An 18,672-nucleotide genomic window follows, 5' to 3' on the forward strand; every position below is an offset into this window, starting at 1 on the left:
ACCGAGATCGAAGCGCTCCCTAATATAGCCCCACCGCCTCGCGCGCGCGAATCCGCGCACGGGCCAGGTGGGCAACGCCACGGGGCGAACTAGTCGTCGGTAGGCACCTGCGTCACGACGAGCACACCCGAGTCCTGGGAATTGAGGATCGTCGCTGCGATGACCGTCGCCTCTGCCTTGCCCCATTCCGCTTCGATCGGGCACTTCTGGGAGTTGCGCCCTTCGGCGATCGACATCTCACCCGCGCACTCGAACTTCGAGATGGGCATCTCGAGGGACTGCATCGCCTTGAGTGCTTTTTCGGACACCGTTGCGCCATCCACGGGAGAATCGACGGCCCACATGTCACCGATGCCGTAGGCGAGAACCTCGGTTCCGGGTTCGGTGAACTTCGCGCTGAGCGAGGCATCGAAGTCGTTGTCAAAGGCGACGAGAAGGCCGGGGCCCTGCACATTCGAGAAGGTGCCGTAAGCGTAGGCCTCGCGGGTCCTGTCTCCCGTCGTCACCGTGCAGTGGGTCTTCGGCTTGCCCGCGGTGATGTCGATATCGCCATCGCACTCCACGGTTGCCTCACCGCCATCATCGAAGACGCCCGAGATGGACGTAGCAATCACGTCGCGGCTAAAGGGGAAGTCGCCGATATCCGGATTGGTGTCCTCCGTGAAGTGAGCAATTATCGCGGGAGCCGCGCCCACCTTGGCTTCAGAATCAGAAGAAGCGGTTGGGCTCGAGCTCTCGCTCGGCGTTGCGCTCGCATCCTCGCTCGCGCTCGGCTCCGCACTCGGCTTGTCGCTTTCTTTGGCCGAGGGAATCTGGGTGGGGCTCGGCTTCGCCGTTTCGGGTGCGTGGGTGGGGGTCTCGGTTGGCGTGGACACCTCACCGCCCGTAGCCCCGCACGAAGCGAGCACAAGCGCGGCGGCGAACGCGGCGGATGCGCCGCGGAACGTGGACCTCATCGACATGGATAATCTCCTCTACACATGGGCACGAGGGAAGTGCGTGCTGACATATCTTCCCGCGCCCCACGCAAAAAGTAAAGACTTTGCAAAGTGTGGAGGTTGTGAAGGAAAGGCCGCACGCTCGAGCGGCAGGCAGGGTCCGACGGCTACCAGGCGCCTTACGAGGCCGCGGCGCTAAAACACCGCTCGTACATAAGGGATTCGCGCCGCGACAAGCGACACTGCCCACGAAAGCCCGAGCACGAGCACCCATGCGCCCACGCACGCGAGTGTTCCGCTCGAGTCGAGCCCGGGCACTAGGAGGCGCACACCTATGAGCACAACGAAATGGCACAGGAACACGCCGAACGACGCATCGCCGAGGCGCCGCAACACACCCTGCACGCGATCGGAAACCTCCCACTCGCGGCTCACGGCAAGAAGGCCCGCCACAAGCGCGAACGACGCACCGACATTCAAGGGTGAGCGGTAGTTGCCGCTGACGAGCTTGCCCCATCCCTCGTTCTCAATACCGAGACCGCCACACACGCCAAGAGCCACGAGCAGCGCGATACCGAGGGCGAGCACGGCGGGCGCAAGGCGCCGTCGGACCGGGTGGGCGAACGCGACGTGACCGGCAAGGTAGTGCCCTACGTAGAAAATCCAGTAGGTGAGCACCGCCCCGGAAATCACACCCGTGGGTTGCCCGACCGCCTCAAACGCGTTCGGAGCAAGATACACAGACAAACCCCACGCGAGGCTCACACCGGTGGCAGCCCACGCACGCGCTTTCGAATGCGCAACGAACGAGCCGAGCACGGGGGTAATGATGGACAGTCCCATGATGAGCCACAGAAAGTACAGCTGCGGGGACTGATCCCCCATGAGCGCTTCCTTGCCTAGCCGCTCCGCGGTCAGGTCGCGACCCAGAACCACGCCATTGATCACAACGCCATACACGAGCGTCCACACGATGGTCGCGGGAATGAGCCGCGCGAAACGCGAACGTAGAAACGGCCATGCTCCATTGCGCATCGCCACCGGAGCGAGGTTCAGGGCGCCGGAGATCATGATGAACACGGGCACTGCAGCGTTCAGCATCGAGCGGAACACAACGAGAGCCCAGGGGGCGCTTTCGGCAGTGGCGACGGGCGCGAGACAGTGGATGCCTACGACAGCGACGATCGCCGAAATACGCACAACATCGAGCATTGGCACATAGCGCCGCTGAGGTGTCGAAGGCATGGGATCAAGGTTACGAGAAGTCGGCGCGCGCCTTTTCAGCCTCGGCAAAGCTCGCGTCGATGGCCTCAACGCTAATGCGGTGGCGGAACACGAGCACGTACGCGAGGGTCACGAGCAGCACGAACGGGATGCCCACCATGGCCGCGAGCTGCATGCGCTCAACGGCGATCACCGTCGAGAACACGAAAAGGAGGCCGGCAATGCCCGCAATCGCCGTCACCACGCCACCGGGCATGCGGAATAATTCGCGGCCGTCGCGCGTGCGGTGATAGACCACGTAGGTCACCAGGATCAAAACCCACACGATGACCGCCGAGAAGATCACGGTCGACATGATGAGGGGGAACAGGCCGCCGATGCCCGTCATTGCAAGTGCCACGACGACCAGGATCCCGCATGCGTGCACGATGATGCCGGGCAGCGGAATGCCGCGCCTGGTCGTGCGCTCGAGCATTTGCGGGGCGAGCGAATCCGCGGCGAGCGAGTGAAGAAAGCGCGAGCCCGCATACACGTTCGCGTTCGCGGCGGAAAGCGCGGTGATCACCACGATGAGGTTCGTGAGGCCCGCCGCGGCGGGAATCCCGAGCTCGTGGAACACCATGACGAACGGTGACAAGCGCACGTCACCAGCGGCACCCGAGGCCTCTTTCCACGGCACGAGCGCGACGATAATCCCGATCGCCACGACGTAAAAGAAGCTCAATCGAACCACGGTCGACTGCGCGGCCGTGCGGATCGACCGCGCGGGATCCTTCGCCTCTGCGGCCGAGATCGACAGCATCTCGATGCCGCCGAAGGAAAACATCACGAGCGCCATCGAGACCCACACGCCTTTGAAACCAAAGGGCATGAAGCCACCGTCGTTCGTCCAGTTCGAGACCCCGGCAGCAGGTGTTCCCGGGAGCCCGAAGAACACGAGACACAGCCCCACGAGAATGAAGACGACGACCGCGATGACCTTGATGCTCGAAAGCCAAAACTCGATCGTGCCGAAGCTCTTGACGCTCACCACGTTGATCGCAACGACGATCGCGCCGAGGATCGCGACCCCCGCCCACTGAGGAAGATCCGGAGCCCAGAACTGGAGATACAGGCTGCACGCATACAGTTCTGCGGCGGTCACCCCGACCGTCACGATCCAGTAGAGCCACCGCACGAGATACCCCCAAAAAGGCGAGAGGTAGCGCGCGGCGAGTGTGCCAAATCCACCCTGGACGGGGTGACGCGAGGCCATCTCGCCCATCGCGAGGGCGATCGTCATGGCAATGGCGGAGCCGATCGCAAAGCTGATGATCACGGCGGGACCGGCCACGGCGATCGCATCTCCGGAACCGAGGAACAAGCCGGTACCGAGTGCGGAGCCCATCGCGATCATGGCCATCTGCCGATGCGTAAGTGATCGGGAAAGGTGGCCGTGTTCGTGGGGATCGCCGGCCGTAGGCGGGTGTGAGGATTGCGAGGTCATTGCATAAATGTATTCAATTTTTTGGCAGGGCGCGCGAAAGACCACCAGATGACACGAAAAAGCGGCGGGTGTGGACCCGCCGCTTCCTCGTTCGCTCTCATTCGAGCGTTTACGCTATGCCGTTCAGGCGCGCGCACCCTTCGCGGCAACGACCTGGACAACGAGGTTTGCGTAAACCTCTTCGTGCAGGCGCACCGTCACGGTGTACTCGCCGAGCGACTTGATCGGCGCGGTGAACTCGACCTTGCGGCGATCGATCTCGCGATCGAAGCCAGCCTTAACGGCCTCGGCAACCTCGGCGGCGGTCACGGCGCCAAAGAGGCGGCCGTTCTGGCCCGCGCGCTCGGCCACGACGACCGGCTTGGTCTGGAGGAGGTCACGCAGTGCCTGCGCATCCTCGAGCGACGCCACGGCGCGCTTCGAGTTTGCGGCAGCCATCTGCTCGAGCTGACGCTCAGCGCCCTTGGTCCACGGCGTGGCAAGGCCGCGCGGCAGAAGGTAGTTGCGCGCGTAGCCGGCCTTGACCTCGACGACATCGCCGGGGCCGCCGAGCTTGGAAACCTCGTTGGTGAGGATGAGCTTGGTAGTAGCCATTTTTCTCTATCCTTCCTTGGCTCAGCGACCGGAGGTCGAGTAGGGAAGGAGGGCGATCTCGCGGGCGTTCTTGACGGCCTTCGCGATCTTGCGCTGCTCCTGGACACTGACGCCGGTCACGCGGCGTGCACGGATCTTTCCGCGATCCGAAATGAACTTACGCAGAACCGCGGGGTCCTTGTAGTCGATGTTCTCGATACCGGCGCTCTTGAGCGGGTTCTGCTTCTTCTTGGGCTTACGAAGCTCTGGCTTCGCCATCGTGGTGCTCCTTTGAGTGAGGGGAGCCCGGGCTTTCTACCCGGGATGGAATGGATAAATTGAGGATGTGTGCCGAGTGGCACGGCGCGATTTAGAAGGGCGGTGGCTCTTCAGCGCCGCCGTTGCTCCAGGGATCGATATCGGCGGGGTTCTGGCCGCCCTGCGGTCCACCCTGGGCGCCACCGCGGTTACCGCCGTAGCCTCCCTGGTTGGAGTAGCCGCCTTGGCCGCCACCGTAGTTGCCGCCACCGCTGTTACCACCGTTGAAACCGCCACCGAAGTTTCCGCTGCCGCCGCGCTGAGTGCGGGTCGGCTTCGCGGTCGCGTAGCGAAGCGAAGGACCGATCTCGTCGACCTGGAGTTCGATCGAGGTGCGGTTATTGCCTTCGCGGTCGGTGTAGGAGCGCTGCTGGAGGCGGCCCTGAACGATCACGCGGGTGCCCTTCGTGAGGGACTCGGCGACGTTCTCGGCTGCATCGCGCCAGATGGAGCAGCGCAGGAAGAGAGCTTCGCCGTCCTTCCATTCGCCCGACTGGCGGTCGAACGTGCGGGGGGTCGACGCGACGGTGAACGACGCGACGGGAATCCCCGAGTTCGTAAAGCGCAGCTCGGGATCGGCGGTCAGGTTTCCGACGACGGTGATGACGGTATCGTTCGCCATGACTCTCCTTCAGCTGATGGTGCGGTGTGGCTTGTAAACGAGGTTTTTACTTCTCGTCGACGCGCATGAGCTTCGTGCGCAGAACGGACTCGTTGAGGCCGAGCTGGCGGTCGAGCTCCTTGGCGGTCTCGGGCTTCGAGGTGAAGCTCAGGACGACGTAGATGCCTTCCTGCTTCTTGTCGATCTCGTAGGCGAACTTGCGCTTGCCCCACACGTCGGTGTTGTCGACGGTGCCGCCCTCAGCAGGAACAACCTTGATGAGCTTCTCAAAAGTGGTGTCCACGGTACGCTCGTCGATCGACGGGTCCAGGATCACGACCATTTCGTACTTACGCATGTGTAAATCCCCACCTCCTGTGGTCTATCGCGGCCACGGTCCTTCCGTGGCAGGAGGGTCATGCATGCGCCTGCGGTTTTCCACAGACTTCCCAAGTCTAGCGGCTCGCCCGGGTTCGGGGAAGGGGGTCCGACGGTGGCCTGGACCTCACCGCTACCGAGGTTCTTTCGGCGTCGCGGTCGGCTCAACGGGTTTGTCGTTGCCGCGCGTCGGCTGCACCTTCGGCGTCTCCGGCTTTTCGCTCGGTTCGGGCTTCGGTTCAGGCTTCGGTTCGGGCTTCGGCTTCGGCGCTGGCGATGCCGGCTTCTCCTCGGAGGGAGAAGGAGACGGCTCGGGCGCCTCCTGCGACGGCTCCTCGGTTGCGGGCGGCTCCTCACTCGGCTCTTCCGATGGTGCCTCGGTCACCTCGGGTTCCTTGGTCACGCGCGGCGCGGGCGCCTGCGTCCGCTTTCTCCTCTTCCGCTTCTTCTTGCCATCGGAGTCGACTTCGTCGGGGAAGTCGAGTTCGTCCTGCCCGTCGAGGGCGCTTGTCATGATGTCGGCGAAGATGCTCGCGGGCGCGCCGCCGCCGGTCATGTCCTCCCACGGGCCGAACGGGGTGAGTGGCTCTTCAGTGCGGCCGTCGGCACTTGGTTGGAACATGCCCACCGCTGTCACGAGCTGCGGGGTGTAGCCCACGAAGAGCGCCGAGCGGAACGAGCTTGAAGTACCCGTCTTACCCGCGACCGGGCGGCCATCCATTTTTTCATTGACGATTCGTGCCGAGCCACGAGAGCTCGTGGGTTCCTGGAGGGCTACGGTCGCGTTGATCGCCGTGGACTCCTTGAGAACTCGCTCGCCGTCATCCTTATAGGCGTACTTGCTCGAACCGTCAGCATTCGTCACTTTTTCGACGATGTGCGGCGTGCGCTTGATCCCGCCCGAGGCGATCACGGAATACGACCCCGCGAGCTCGAGAACCGTGAGCGATGAAGAGCCAAGGACGTTGCTCGGGCTGTCGTCAAGACCGGGCGTTTTTTCGGAAAGCCCCATCTTGACGGCCGCTTCGCGCGTCTTCTCGGCGCCCATGTCGACGTTGAGCGCCGCGTATGGCGTGTTGTAGGAGTGCCGCGTCGCGGTCAGGAGATCGACGCTGCCACGCGAGGCGTTGCCGAAGTTCTTGACGGTCCACCCCTTGAAGGTCCTTGGTGAGGAAGCATCCCAGTTGGAGTGGAGGCTATAGCCCTCCTCGAGCGCGGCAACAAGCGTGAACACCTTGAACGTTGAACCGGCCTGCATGCGCGACTGGGTAGCGTCGTTACGCTGCTGCTTGAGGTAGTCCTTGCCACCGTAGAGCGCGCGGATCGCACCGGTTGACGGGTCGATGCTCACGGTTCCCACGCGGTTATTCTCGGGGCGGTCTTCGGGGAGATTTGCGATCGCTTCGACGGTCGAGTCTTGCGTGTGCTTGTCGATCGTCGAGACGATCGTGTAGCCGCCCGTGTCGATGTCGTCCTCGTCAAAGCCTCGCGCCTCGAGTTCCTTGCGCACCGCCATCATGAGGTAGCCGTTTGTGCCGCGCAAGGAGTTTTGACGTTTGTATTCGATCGTCTCGGGGAAGCTGAGCTTGTCGGCTTCCTCCTTCGTGAGGCTCCCCGTCTCGTTGACCTCTCGATCGATGACGCGCTGCCAGAGCGCCTTCGCTTTATCGGGATTCTTCGCCGGGTCGTAGGCGCTCGGTGCGGGAATGACGGCGACGAGAAGTGCGGCCTCGGCGTCATCGAGCTCGCTCGCACTCTTGCCGAAGTAGGCCTGCGCCGCCTCTTCGATTCCGTAGGCGGAACGACCAAAGTAGATCGTGTTGAGGTAGCGCGAAAGGATCTCGTTCTTGTCGAGCTCCTCATCGATTTTGACGGCCATGATCATTTCGCGCACCTTGCCGGTATACGACGTGACCTTGCCCGTGTAGTAATTCTCGACATACTGCTGGGTGATCGTCGAAGCCCCCTGGCGGGAGCCGCCAGAAAGGTTGTTCACGAGAGCGCGCACGATACCCTTCGGCGAAATGCCGCGGTTCTCGTAGAACGTGGAGTCCTCCGAGGCGACGACAGCCTCCTTGACGTTGTCCGGGATCTCGTCGGCGGGCAGGATCGTGCGATTGAGGTCGCTGAACTCGCCGAGGAGAGTCTTTCCGTCCGAGTAGTACACGCGGGTCGTTTGAGCAACGGCGATATCGGTCGGCTCGGGTACTTCGGTAGTCGCATAAAGCCACGCACCGAAGCCCACGCCAGCACAGAAGAGAACGAGGACGGCCGCGGAAAGGAGGCGCCACGAGGGAAGCCACCGCGAAAACCCTTCTTTTCCGGCGCGCGGGTAGTTGAGAAAGTTCGTGGGCTTGGGTTTGGGCTTAGACGCAGCCGTGCCTGCTGCCGCTACAGCGTGCCGGCCGTTCGTGGGCGCGGCGCTTTCGGGGCGCGGTTTCGTGCGGCTGCGACCAATGCTCGCTGCCGCGGGAGTGGTCGCAGGGCGCGCTGCACGCTTTCCGCTCGAGCGGGTACGGCTCGTCCCCTTTGGACTCTTGTCGCTCACTTCGAGGTTCCTCTCGTCGCCGGCGCGCTTTCGTGCGCCCCATTATGCGCCCACCATTCCTGAAGGCGCCTCGAGGCTTCCTCCTCGCCGAGAGGTCCCTCCTCCATGCGCAGCTCAAGAAGGTAGGCATATGCCTTGCCGACTGCCGGGCCGGGCTTGAGGTCAAGAATCTGCATGATCGCGCGGCCATCCAGATCGGGCCGGATTTTGGAGATCTCTTCTTGTTCCGCGAGCTCGGCGATGCGTTTTTCGAGGTCATCGTAGGCTTCGCGAAGGCGCTGGGCCTTGCGCTTGTTACGTGTCGTGCAATCGGCGCGCGTGAGGCGGTGAAGGCGTTCGAGCTGATCGCCCGCGTCCGTCACGTAGCGGCGCACGGCCGAGTCTGTCCATTCGCTATCCGCGTAGCCGTGAAAGCGAAGATGCAGTTCGATGAGGTGTGCGACCGCCTTGGTCGTCTCCTTATCGAACTTGAGTGCCTTCATGCGGGCCTTCGCCATGCGCGCCCCCACGACTTCGTGGAACCGGAAGGTCACGACTCCGCCTTCTTCGTAGCGGCGCGTATTGGGCTTCGCGCAATCGTGCATGAGCGCCGCGAATCGCAAAATGAAATCGGGGCCGGGCACCGGTCCTTCGGGGCCTGTTTCGAGGTCAATCGCCTGCTCAAGCACCGTGAGCGAATGCGTATAGACATCCTTATGTCTGTGGTGTTCATCGATCTCGAGCCGCATCGCAGGAAGCTCGGGAAGGATGATGTCGGCAAGGCCAAGATCGACCATCTGCTCGAGGGCACGCCTCGGGTGATCGCCGAGCATGAGCTTGACGAGTTCCTCGCGCACACGCTCGGCGCTCACGATCTCGAGGCGGCCGGCGAGGGCCGCGATTGCGCGCGCGGTTCCCTCCTCGATATCGAATCCAAGGGTCGAGGCGAAACGTACGGCGCGCATCATCCGAAGCGGGTCGTCGCTGAAGGACTGTTCGGGGGCGACCGGTGTACGAAGAAGCCCCGCGGCAAGATCTTCGAGGCCGCCGAACGGATCGATGAACTCGAGGGAGGGAAGACGAACGGCCATCGCGTTCACGGTGAAGTCGCGTCGCGAGAGATCGCCATCGATCGTGTCACCGTACGCGACCTGCGGCTTTCGAGACTGTGGATTGTATTCCTCTGTGCGGTACGTCGTGATCTCGACCTTGACGCCGTCGAGCTGCGCGCCGAGCGTGCCAAACTCGCGCCCCATGTCCCAGATCGCGCCCCGTTTGCCGACCCACTGCCGAAGAATCTGCTCCGTCGACTCGGGCCGCGCCGACGTCGTGAAATCAAGGTCATCGCTACTGCGGCCAAGAAGGGCATCGCGCACGGGCCCGCCGACGAGTGCCAGTTCCTCGCCCGCAGTCTCGAACATGTGGCCGAGCTCGTGAACGGAGGCTGGAAGCGCCTGGAACATGCTCCGCGCGCGGATGCGAACAGTCTCGATCCCCATCCGGTGTGCTGCACGCTTGTCGCCGTTAGTCACGTCGTTCATTCCTCACCTTGATCTGTGATGTGCGGATCGCTCCGCGCGCGCCACCCGTGTTTGGCACGTGGCACGAAGCTGCGCCCTCTACAGTGGTTCCATGCTTCGATCCGTGACGCGGCGCGTTTGTCGCGCCCTCTTCGTCATGGTCGCACTGTATTCGATCCTGTGTGCGGCTCTCGTGCCCGCCGGCGCGCTCGCCCAGCGGGACACCGCAGCGTACCAGTTTACCGGCCAGCAACCGCCCACGAATGTGGCACTGACCGCACCCGCCCTACCGTCGGAACCCGCCCCGTCACCGGAACCTGACGCCCGCGCGCCCCTCATGCTCGATCTTCGCGCGCTCTCCCCCGAGGCGATGAAGCCGGGCGGTACGGTCGAAGCCCGCGTGAACATTACCAACACGGGAAGCACCCCGCTCGAGGGCGTGGCCCTTCAGCTCTCGGGGCTCACGTCGCGAGTCACGGATCGCACGATTGCCGACGAATGGGCGGCGATGGATACGGCGGATACTTCGCACCGAGGAACGGTGCGCGGAACTTCGGCCGCGCGCACGCTCGGACCAGGCGAGGCCGCCGAATTCACGGTGCGCGTCCCGGCGGACTCTCTCGGCTACACGCGAGACGAATCACTGTGGGGGCCGCGCCGCATCGCCCTCACGGCAGTCACGGGGGCGCAGTCGTCAGCCGACGGCACCCAGCCCTCGACCGGAGGCACCGCCGCCGCAACTCTCCGCACGTTTCTCGTGTGGCAGCCCACCGCCGAAACGCCCCGGATTTCGCTCGCCTACCTCGCGCCTCTCGCAAGTACCGATCCCGCTCTCGCGGCGACCGACCCCGACGCCTTCGCCAAGGACGTTCGCGAGGGTGCCTTCGCTGCGCAGTGGGACATTGCCCAGCGGACTGACGTGAGCTGGTGGCTCGATCCCTCCATGCTCACTGACCTCAAGGTTCCCAAAGGGATGAGTACGCTCGACGAAGCGCTGTCTAAGCTCGATCCCGCACCTTCCGACTCCACGCCGAGCCCGAGCCCTTCCCAGCCCACGACCCCCGCTGCCTCCGACGCGGGCGGCGCCGATGAACCCGCGAGCGCCCCCGCCCCCGGCACCACGTGGGGGCAGGATCACACCTGGGACGAGCGCCGCTCTGCGCTTATCGACGCGGCTTCGAGTCACGACGTCACGCTCGCGCCTTTCGCCCTCGCGAGCCCGGCAACTGCCCGCTCGACCGCGAAGCTGCTGGAGAAAGAGGCCTCCGCCGCTGCGACAAGCGCGGGCCTCAGCACGGCGCCGACAGTCGTCCGCATGGAACCCGAGGCGGTCTCCGCGAAAGCGATACGCGCATCGGGCGCGAAAGTCGCCCTTGTCCCCGCCGAATCCTTCTTCTCCTCCACGAACCCCAACGTCACACCGAGCGGCTACGCGCAGCTTGCACGCAAGGGTGAATCCACGGTCGCGCTCGTCGGCTACGACACGCGTCTGACCGAACTTTCAGAGCACCTCGCTGACGCACGCGACCCCGAATTGTCCTACCAGCGGGCTCTCGCGGACACGGCACTCATCGCGGGCCAGCCGGCGTCGGCCCCGCGCACCCTCCTGCTCGCGCCGTCCGCGACCTCTTCACTGAACCCCGAGCGCACGTCGCACCTGCTCGATGCCTTGAGCGCCGCGCCGTGGGTCGCCCACGCCCCTGCATCCACGCTTCTCGACGCGGCGCAGGCAGGAGATGGCACGACCTCGATCATCGGCGAGGGTGGAAACTACTGGGTTGGCACGGTGAAGTCCGTGCGCGCGATCGGTGAGGGTTCCGACGCCAGCCCCGCCCACATCGACGCCTCGCCCGAAAAGGTCCCGGCGGGCGCAAGCGAACGGGTCGAAAAGAGCCTCACGTCGCTCACAGACGTGCGCGCGACGCTCAAGGACCCGAGCTACCTTTCCGGAGCGGTTCTTCTGGCGGCCTCGGGGGTGAGCAGCCCGTTTTTCGCGGACGCGAACGCGCACGTTCGACGGCTTTCTAGCATCGCGACGGTGACGGAAGCGAACACCCGGCGAATCTCACTCACGCTCGCGGGAACCTACAACCTCGTCTCCAACGAAGCATCGATCCCATTTACCGTTCACAACGGATTCCCCACCCCGGCGACGCTCCAGCCCACGGTGTCGTTTTCTGACCGCATCGCAAAGACGGGCGGGAACCTCTCACCGATCACTCTCCCCGCCCTCACGACGAGCGATCACTCCATTCCCGTGCAAGCCGTGAAAAGCGGGAACGGCACGTTCACGGTGATGATTGCGAGCGGAAACGGGGTCATCCTTGATTCTCGCGAGAGCCAACTGAGCGTCAATCCGGAGTGGGAGAACTGGACGACTCTCGTCGCGATGGTGCTTCTTGCCGCGCTCGTCGCCACGGGCGTGGTCCGCGCGGGCCGCACGAAGTCGGACGCCCGCAGTCCGGCCATCACGGCGCCCGAGGATCTTGAGAGCGTCGACGACCCCGACGCCTCCCCGCACCGTTCGTGACACAGGAATTAAGGACCCGAACCGAACTATGAACAAACCGAGCACCTCCTCCGCGCGGGGCAAAGCTATGCGCGCGAGCGCCGTTATGGCTGTTGCCTCCGCGTCGACCCGACTCCTGGGTTTCGTGCGCACCTTTTTGCTCGGCATGGTGCTCGGCGGCTCGGCATCGATCGCGGCGAACGCCTATTCGGCAGCGCAAATTCTGCCGAATTCGCTGTGGATCCTCATCGGCGGTGGCACGCTCAACGCGATCCTCGTTCCGGCGGTCGTCCGCGCAGCGAAGCTCCCGGATCGGGGCGAGGATTTCTGTTCGCGCCTGTTCACCCTGTTCTTCGTTGTCGCGGCGGCCATCACGACCCTGTGCACGCTTGCCGTTCCACTCCTCACGGTCGTGGCGAACTCAAAGCTCGACCCGGGAACGGCGCAGGCTGCGACGGTTCTCGGCTATTTCATGATGCCGCAGATGATTTTCTCGTGCATCTACATCATGTTCGGGCAGATCCTCAACGCTCACGAGAGTTTCGGCCCGTTCACGTGGGCCCCCGCACTCAACAACATCATGAACATTGCGGGCTCGATCCTGTTCCTCCTGTTGTGGGGCACGCAGCCGGATGGCACGCAGTGGACGTGGGGCATGGTGCTTGTGCTCGCGCTTTCCCAAGTGGGCGGCAGCGCCGCGCAGGCCCTGCTCGTGTGGGCCTGGACGAGGAAGATCGGCCTCAAGATCAGGTTTAAGTGGGGTTTTCGCGGTCTGGGCCTGCGCAAGCTCGGCACCATGGGCCTGTGGACGTTCGCCATGATGGTTATCGGCCAGATCGCGGTGTTCGCTCGTCGCTGGTCAACGGGCGGTGCAGTCTCGGCGGTGGAAAAAGCGCAAGCGAGCGGGGTCGGTGCTTCCCGCGAGCTTTATCCCGCTCTCGCGGCCCTCGACTGGTCCTATACGGTCTTCATGCTCCCGCAGGGCATCATCGCCGTGTCGCTCGTGACGAGCATCTTCCCGCGGATGTCGAAGCGCGTGACCGAACACGACCACCTCGGGGCCTACCGCACGTACTCGTCGATGAACAGGATTCTGTTCGTACCGATGATCCTCGCGACCGCCGTGCTCGTTGTTCTCGCGGCGCCGATCATGTGGGTCGTTGTGGGCGGCACGAGTCCCACGGGTGCGGGTGCAAATGGGCTCGTGCTCATCGGCTACACGCTGGGACTTCCCGCGTTCGCTGCAACGTACCTCGTGACCCGTTACTTCTACGCCTATGAAGACACCCGCACGGCCTTCCTGATGCGCGTTCCCCCGACGGTGCTCTCGCTCATCGCGATCCCCGCGATCCTCTTCTGGGTCGATCCCCGCTATGCCGCTGCGGCGGGCGCTTTCGTAAGCTCGGTCGGGATTCTGATCGGGTGGCTCGAGGGCGTGTGGCACATGCGGCGAAACCTCGCCCGCAAGGGCGTCGACATGAGTCAGGTGAACTCGTTCGGTGCCGTGTCGATGGTTGCCCGTCTTCTCGTTGCCGGCCTGGTCTCGATGGCCGCGGGCTGGGGTCTCCTCGCGCTCTTCGGCGATCTCACGTGGAGGGGGCGCCTTATCACGATCGTCGTGGGTGTCATCGTTGCGGCGGTGATGACAGGGGTGTTTGCTCTTGTCGCGTGGGCGCTTCGCGTGTCTGAGATCCGCGATGCGGCAACGATGATCGTCTCCCGAATCATGCGCAAGCGCGGCCGCGGGAAACCAGCAGAAAAGCCGCAGGAGGAGACTCCCGCCGCCGTGGAGGAAACCTCGAGCGTGCCAGAGGCACCCCGCTACGATGGTCAAACATCGGATCGAACTGTTCAAGCGAACCAAAGGATGACCGTGACCGATATTCGCAGCCTCGAGGAACTTTTTTCCTCCCTCTCACTGAGCCCTGCCCTGGACGGTTCGGGGCGCGGAGAAACTGGCCGCGTGCCATCGTCCACCACCGAAGGGGCGTCGTGGCATCGCGGTGTGAAGGAGAGCGGCGAGCCGATTCTCGTCTTCCTCGTGCGCGGGGAGTTTGCCGCCGATGTTCTCGATGCGGCCCGCCGCGTGTCTCTCGTGAGCGTTCCCGGCCTCGAAGCCGTCCACGATGTGCTTGAGCCGAGCGACGGCGAGTCGAAGGCGACCGCGGTGGTGTACACCGATCCGGGCCTTCCCACCCTCGCCGACCTCACCCGCGACGGTGCGCTTCGCGCAGAAACCGCCCGCACGATCGCGGGTCGCGTGACGACGACCCTCCAGGAGGCCCGTAGCAAGGGCATTCGCCACCACCACCTTGACGAGGATCGCGTGTTCGTGGACCTCGAGCACGATCAGGTGACGATCCTCGGCGCAGGTGTCGAAGATGCGGGCGACGAGGGTCTTTTGCACCTCACCGAACCCTTCACTCTCAGCCCGGACGTGCGAGCCGTGGGTCGGGTTCTGTATGTCGGGCTCGCGGGGCGCGGGCCGGAGTTTTTCGGTTCCGACGCCTCCTTCGATCCGTCGACAACGTCTCCGCGCACGGTTCCCGCCGAGCTGGGTGCGCTCACTGCGGCTCTTCTGACGCCGCTCACGCCGAATGCGCCCGCGGATGGGCCGCGTCCGATGTCGATTGAGGACGTACGCGAGGAACTTTCACCGTGGCAATCGCTTCCGGTCACTCTCGAGGCGTACGATCCCGAGCAACACGCGGGGGCGCCTGTCCCACTCGCGGTGCGCAAGGCCGCGGGACCCGTTGTCGCGGGGCCGTTTGAGCGCCAAGCGGAAGCACAGAGCGAAGCTGCGGTAAGCAATCCCGAATCGCCTGCTCCCGCCGAAAACCCCGAGGCCAATGAGGATGTCGAGGCCACCGAGGCCGCTGAGGGCACCGAGAACGCTGAGCACACCGAAACTCCCGCCAACAGCGAAGGCCCCGAAATCACCGAGGGCTCCGAGGTCCCTGAAGCCACGCTGACGGGCACGGCCGAGACGGTCGACAAGCCCCTTACGGATTCTGAAAAGCCGTGGTCCGAGGTCATCGATGCCCCGCAGAACCCGAGCGCGGCGAGCACCTTCCCCGGCCACATCGACCCGAGTACGCCCTACGCTCCGGCTGCGCCTGCGGAAGAACCCACGGCGCCGGTGGCGCCCGTCGCCCCTGCCGCACCCGCCCCTATTCCGGTCGCGGGTCGCGAGGAGTCCCTCGCCGAATCTCCGCGCACACCAAACACGAACGATGAACCCCACCCAGCTCCCGGCCGCCCGGCCGTGGCGCCTCCCTCGGCAGTGCAGCACGCTGCCCCTCGCGTGCGCCAAAACGCTCCCGGAGCCGGTGTCGTCATCCCCGTGCAGGGCCGCGACGCGAGCGCCTTCGACGCGAACGCCCCCGCCCCGCAAAGCCCACAGCACGCTTCGGCATTCCGCGACGTCATGGACATCGCACTCGCCTCCGACGCATCGGGGAGCACCCCGGCTTCCGGCGGCAGCACAGTGTCTCGCTCGACAACGGCGCGCGTCATTCTCGTTGCTGCCCTCCTCGCCGTCATCCTCGGTCTCGTCTGGGCCGTGACGTCCGTGACGTCGGTGGGCCGCCACAATCGAGATGTCGCCACGAGCCCAACCACGCAGGCGTCGGAAGAAAAAGCCCCGAAAGAAACCGAAGCCCCGGCTGAAAAGCCGAGCGAAAAACCAACCGAAACGCCCAAGCCCCTCGCGCCGCTCAACCAGGTGAGCATCGTGTACCCGCCGGACCCCACGAAGGCTGATAAGCCCGAGAGGGCGGGGAACATGCTCGACGGCGATCCGAGTACCGTGTGGAAGACCCAGCGGTACAAGGGTGCCGATTTCGGCAAGCTTCGCGACGGGATGGGCGTCAAGCTCGACCTCGGCGAAGGCGAAGTCAAGAACGTCCGCGTCACGCCCGGCGCGCAGCAGGGCGGCACGATCGAGCTGCGCACCCTGACTGAGGACGGCCAGCTCGGCGACGTGCTCGCCTCGGGCGAAGTTGCCGCCGGCCAAGACCTCACACTCACGCCCGAGAAGCCCGTCGACGCACGTTCGCTCGTGCTGTGGGCCCCGAACCTCGGCGCTATCGATGGCGGGTTCCGCCTCGAAATCGCCGAAGTGAAGGTCAATCAGGAATGAGCTTCTTTCGTCGCGGCTCGCGTCGCCACTCACGCGTGCGAGGCGAATTGAAAAGCTGGACGGGCTTCCCACCCGGGGTGTTCGCCGCTTTTCTCGTCGTGACGATTCTCCTTGGCGTCATGCTGTCGTGGGCGCTCAACCTCAGCGTGACGATGGACGCACCTGCCTCGCAAAGCATCGCCGATTCGAACTCGGCCCCCGGCACCGATAATGCCGGCCTTCCGGTACTCACCGAGTACACGCTCGGCGCCGAAGTCCAAAACCTTCTCGATACCGGAAGCCTGCAAACGCCCGCGACGTTCGACGTCACGCAGTGCCTGAAGTCCCTGTCGTCGAAAGAGTCGGTGCTTATGCTCGAGCGGGTGTCGTGGGGCGCCGACGAAAACGCGTGGCTTCTTGTGCTCGATGAGCATAACCTCACGCAAGTTCGCCGCGAGGGTGGGGAAGTTTCCGCGTCCGTCGTGCGTTCCACGTGCGGAAGAAATGCCGACGGCGCCTCCGATCTCCTGTTTTCCGCACGGGTACTCGTGGATCCGAAGAGCTGACCGCGGATCTCAGCCTTCCCGCCTACCCTTGTTCTGTTTGACCGTTGCGAGCTTTCGCTGTGAAAGGACATCATGACCACCTCTGAGCCTCAGACCCCGATCCTCAACACCCTCGGCGGTGGCTTCGGCATCAGCCTTACGGGAGCGCAGAGCGAGACGGCCGACACTGCTTCGCCTGCCGACGCTTCGGACGCCCCCGTGCGCGACATCGTGATCGTCGGTTCGGGCCCGGCGGGCTACACCGCCGCCGTTTACGCGGCGCGCGCTGGCCTGAAGCCCGTGGTCATTGCCGGCTCGCTCGATGCTGGCGGCGCCCTCATGACGACCACCGAGGTCGAGAACTTCCCCGGTTTCCCGGAGGGAATCATGGGCCCGGACCTCATGGGCAACATGCAGGAACAAGCGGAGCGTTTCGGCGCCGAGATCCTGTTCGAGGACGCTACCGGCGTTGAGCTCGCAGGCGACATCAAGACCATCCGCACCGAAAGCGGTGACGTGTTCCGCGCAAAGGCCGTCATCATCGCGACCGGTTCCGCGTACCGCAAGCTCGGCGTCGACGGCGAAGAGCGTCTTTCCGGTAAGGGCGTGAGCTGGTGCGCAACGTGCGACGGCTTCTTCTTCAAGGACAAGGACATCTTCGTCGTTGGCGGCGGCGATTCCGCTGTTGAAGAGGCAACCTTCCTCACCCGTTTCGGCAAGTCCGTTACCCTCCTTCACCGCCGTGACGCCCTGCGTGCCTCGAAGATCATGGCGAAGCGCGCGGAAGATGACCCCAAGCTTCAGATCCGTTGGAACACCCAGGTCGTTGGCATCGAGGGCGATAACGAGCTCTCGCCCCTCGTGCTTGAAAATACCGTCACCGGCGAGCGTGAAACGATTCCCGCCGATGGTCTTTTCGAGGCGATTGGCCACCTGCCCCGCTCCGATCTCTTCAAGGGCCAGATCGATATTGACGACGAGGGGTACATCCTCTGCGAGGGTCGCACGACCCACACCTCGCTCAAGGGTGTTTTCGCGTGTGGCGATGTCGTTGACCACCGCTACCGCCAGGCCATCACTGCGGCCGGTTCGGGTTGCTCGGCCGCTCTCGACGCAGAGAAATACCTCGCCACGCTCGAGTGAGCGAGCCCGGTTCCGACGGTTCACTTTCGAGTGAAGTCGTCACGTTTCACATTCATCTCTATTGGGCCTCGTGGGCGGCGCCGTCTCTTCCTGCGCCGCTCACGGCCCGCGAATTGCGCGATCTTGACCTGCAGTCCGTAAGCGTTGATGTTCATGACGTTTCGGTTGCGGAAGATTCTGAGCAGCCAGCGCCGCAATTCTCGCCTCGCGTTCTTCCAACCTGGCGCATCGTTGCGCTTCGCGGTTCCGAAGTAGTGGGAGAAAGAGTGCTCGAAGGTGCGCACCCAAAGTTCGCCGTGCGCGATGCGCTCGAGGATCTGCGGCGCGCCACTGTCTGCTAGCGCTGCACGTCCCACCGGGGACATTCACCAGATCGTCGTCACCGTGGCTTGCATCACAGGGTTATCCCCATATTTATCCACACTCTATTCACTGGTGCTGCAGGCTATTGTGGACAAGTAACGAATGACGCCTTGACCTGCAGTTTTCCCGTTCATGGTGGGCCTCGCGACGCCTGCCTTGGCACGCGCATTCCTGGCTAGCGAATTACGTCTCCCACGTTATCCACACACCTCTTCACATATGTGAGTTAACTTGCCTAGCTTCACGTGGAACCCCTCTGTCGCGTCCCAGCGCCTATCCCACACACCTCCGTTTCTACCCCGCTGCCTCGGTCCACACTGTCCGCCGCACGCATCAGTTGTGGATAGATTCCAGAACCCGCGGTAAAACTCGTAGGGCTGTTTCCCGTGAAACCCCGCAATGTACGAGTAGCGACTATCAGAGAGCT

At 64.1% G+C, this 18,672-nt stretch carries 14 protein-coding genes; 5 read left to right on the forward strand and 9 right to left on the reverse strand.

Translation table 11 applies throughout. From position 1 onward, the window contains the following. Nucleotides 1-89: 89 nt before the first annotated feature. The 9 genes from HMPREF3176_RS01460 to HMPREF3176_RS01500 all read right to left on the reverse strand — a co-directional run bounded on the left by HMPREF3176_RS01460 (nucleotide 90) and on the right by HMPREF3176_RS01500 (nucleotide 9,586). Nucleotides 90-962 carry a hypothetical protein gene (locus HMPREF3176_RS01460; protein ID WP_070457643.1) on the reverse strand — a complete coding sequence of 291 codons (873 nt, stop codon included), beginning with the start codon at nucleotides 960-962 and terminating at the stop codon, nucleotides 90-92. Between the two features lie 171 nt (nucleotides 963-1,133). After that, nucleotides 1,134-2,183: an acyltransferase gene (locus HMPREF3176_RS01465; protein WP_083286169.1), complete on the reverse strand. Its 1,050-nt coding sequence runs from the start codon at nucleotides 2,181-2,183 to the stop codon at nucleotides 1,134-1,136. Between the two features lie 10 nt (nucleotides 2,184-2,193). Next, nucleotides 2,194-3,648 carry an amino acid permease gene (locus HMPREF3176_RS01470; RefSeq protein ID WP_070457647.1) on the reverse strand — a complete coding sequence of 485 codons (1,455 nt, stop codon included), beginning with the start codon at nucleotides 3,646-3,648 and terminating at the stop codon, nucleotides 2,194-2,196. A gap of 123 nt (nucleotides 3,649-3,771) precedes the next feature. Next, complete coding sequence (gene rplI / locus HMPREF3176_RS01475) at nucleotides 3,772-4,242, reverse strand: 50S ribosomal protein L9 (protein ID WP_016663506.1); 471 nt, start codon at nucleotides 4,240-4,242, stop codon at nucleotides 3,772-3,774. Between the two features lie 21 nt (nucleotides 4,243-4,263). Beyond that, nucleotides 4,264-4,500: a 30S ribosomal protein S18 gene (gene rpsR, locus HMPREF3176_RS01480; protein ID WP_016663507.1), complete on the reverse strand. Its 237-nt coding sequence runs from the start codon at nucleotides 4,498-4,500 to the stop codon at nucleotides 4,264-4,266. A 91-nt stretch (nucleotides 4,501-4,591) separates the two neighbouring features. Then, a complete protein-coding gene (locus HMPREF3176_RS01485; RefSeq protein WP_070435665.1) occupies nucleotides 4,592-5,161 on the reverse strand; it encodes a single-stranded DNA-binding protein in 570 nt (189 codons plus the stop codon). Nucleotides 5,162-5,207: 46 nt separating this feature from the next. Then, complete coding sequence (rpsF, locus tag HMPREF3176_RS01490) at nucleotides 5,208-5,498, reverse strand: 30S ribosomal protein S6 (protein ID WP_061212179.1); 291 nt, start codon at nucleotides 5,496-5,498, stop codon at nucleotides 5,208-5,210. A gap of 153 nt (nucleotides 5,499-5,651) precedes the next feature. Further along, nucleotides 5,652-8,066 (reverse strand): transglycosylase domain-containing protein, encoded by a 2,415-nt coding sequence (locus HMPREF3176_RS01495; RefSeq protein ID WP_070457648.1) that lies wholly within the window; start codon nucleotides 8,064-8,066, stop codon nucleotides 5,652-5,654. Further along, the gene (locus HMPREF3176_RS01500; protein ID WP_083286170.1) at nucleotides 8,063-9,586 is read right to left on the reverse strand and encodes a CCA tRNA nucleotidyltransferase; all 1,524 of its coding nucleotides are present in this window, start codon (nucleotides 9,584-9,586) and stop codon (nucleotides 8,063-8,065) included. The genes HMPREF3176_RS01495 and HMPREF3176_RS01500 overlap by 4 nt, the downstream gene beginning before the upstream one ends. A 91-nt stretch (nucleotides 9,587-9,677) precedes the next feature. Here HMPREF3176_RS01500 and HMPREF3176_RS01505 point away from each other — a divergent pair, with 91 nt between their 5' ends. The 5 genes from HMPREF3176_RS01505 (at nucleotide 9,678) to HMPREF3176_RS01525 (ending at nucleotide 18,223) form a co-directional block, all read left to right on the forward strand. Beyond that, nucleotides 9,678-12,095 carry a DUF6049 family protein gene (locus HMPREF3176_RS01505; RefSeq protein ID WP_070457650.1) on the forward strand — a complete coding sequence of 806 codons (2,418 nt, stop codon included), beginning with the start codon at nucleotides 9,678-9,680 and terminating at the stop codon, nucleotides 12,093-12,095. A gap of 28 nt (nucleotides 12,096-12,123) precedes the next feature. Beyond that, nucleotides 12,124-16,215: a murein biosynthesis integral membrane protein MurJ gene (locus tag HMPREF3176_RS01510; RefSeq protein WP_070457652.1), complete on the forward strand. Its 4,092-nt coding sequence runs from the start codon at nucleotides 12,124-12,126 to the stop codon at nucleotides 16,213-16,215. Then, complete coding sequence (locus tag HMPREF3176_RS01515; RefSeq protein ID WP_052126757.1) at nucleotides 16,212-16,760, forward strand: hypothetical protein; 549 nt, start codon at nucleotides 16,212-16,214, stop codon at nucleotides 16,758-16,760. Before HMPREF3176_RS01510 ends, HMPREF3176_RS01515 begins: the two co-directional genes overlap by 4 nt. A 72-nt stretch (nucleotides 16,761-16,832) precedes the next feature. Beyond that, the gene (gene trxB / locus HMPREF3176_RS01520) at nucleotides 16,833-17,882 is read left to right on the forward strand and encodes a thioredoxin-disulfide reductase (RefSeq protein ID WP_083286171.1); all 1,050 of its coding nucleotides are present in this window, start codon (nucleotides 16,833-16,835) and stop codon (nucleotides 17,880-17,882) included. Next, the gene (locus HMPREF3176_RS01525; RefSeq protein WP_070457655.1) at nucleotides 17,879-18,223 is read left to right on the forward strand and encodes a hypothetical protein; all 345 of its coding nucleotides are present in this window, start codon (nucleotides 17,879-17,881) and stop codon (nucleotides 18,221-18,223) included. The genes trxB and HMPREF3176_RS01525 overlap by 4 nt, the downstream gene beginning before the upstream one ends. Nucleotides 18,224-18,672 lie beyond the last annotated feature (449 nt).

Source organism: Dermabacter sp. HMSC08H10, from assembly GCF_001807585.1.
Taxonomy (GTDB): domain Bacteria; phylum Actinomycetota; class Actinomycetes; order Actinomycetales; family Dermabacteraceae; genus Dermabacter; species Dermabacter hominis.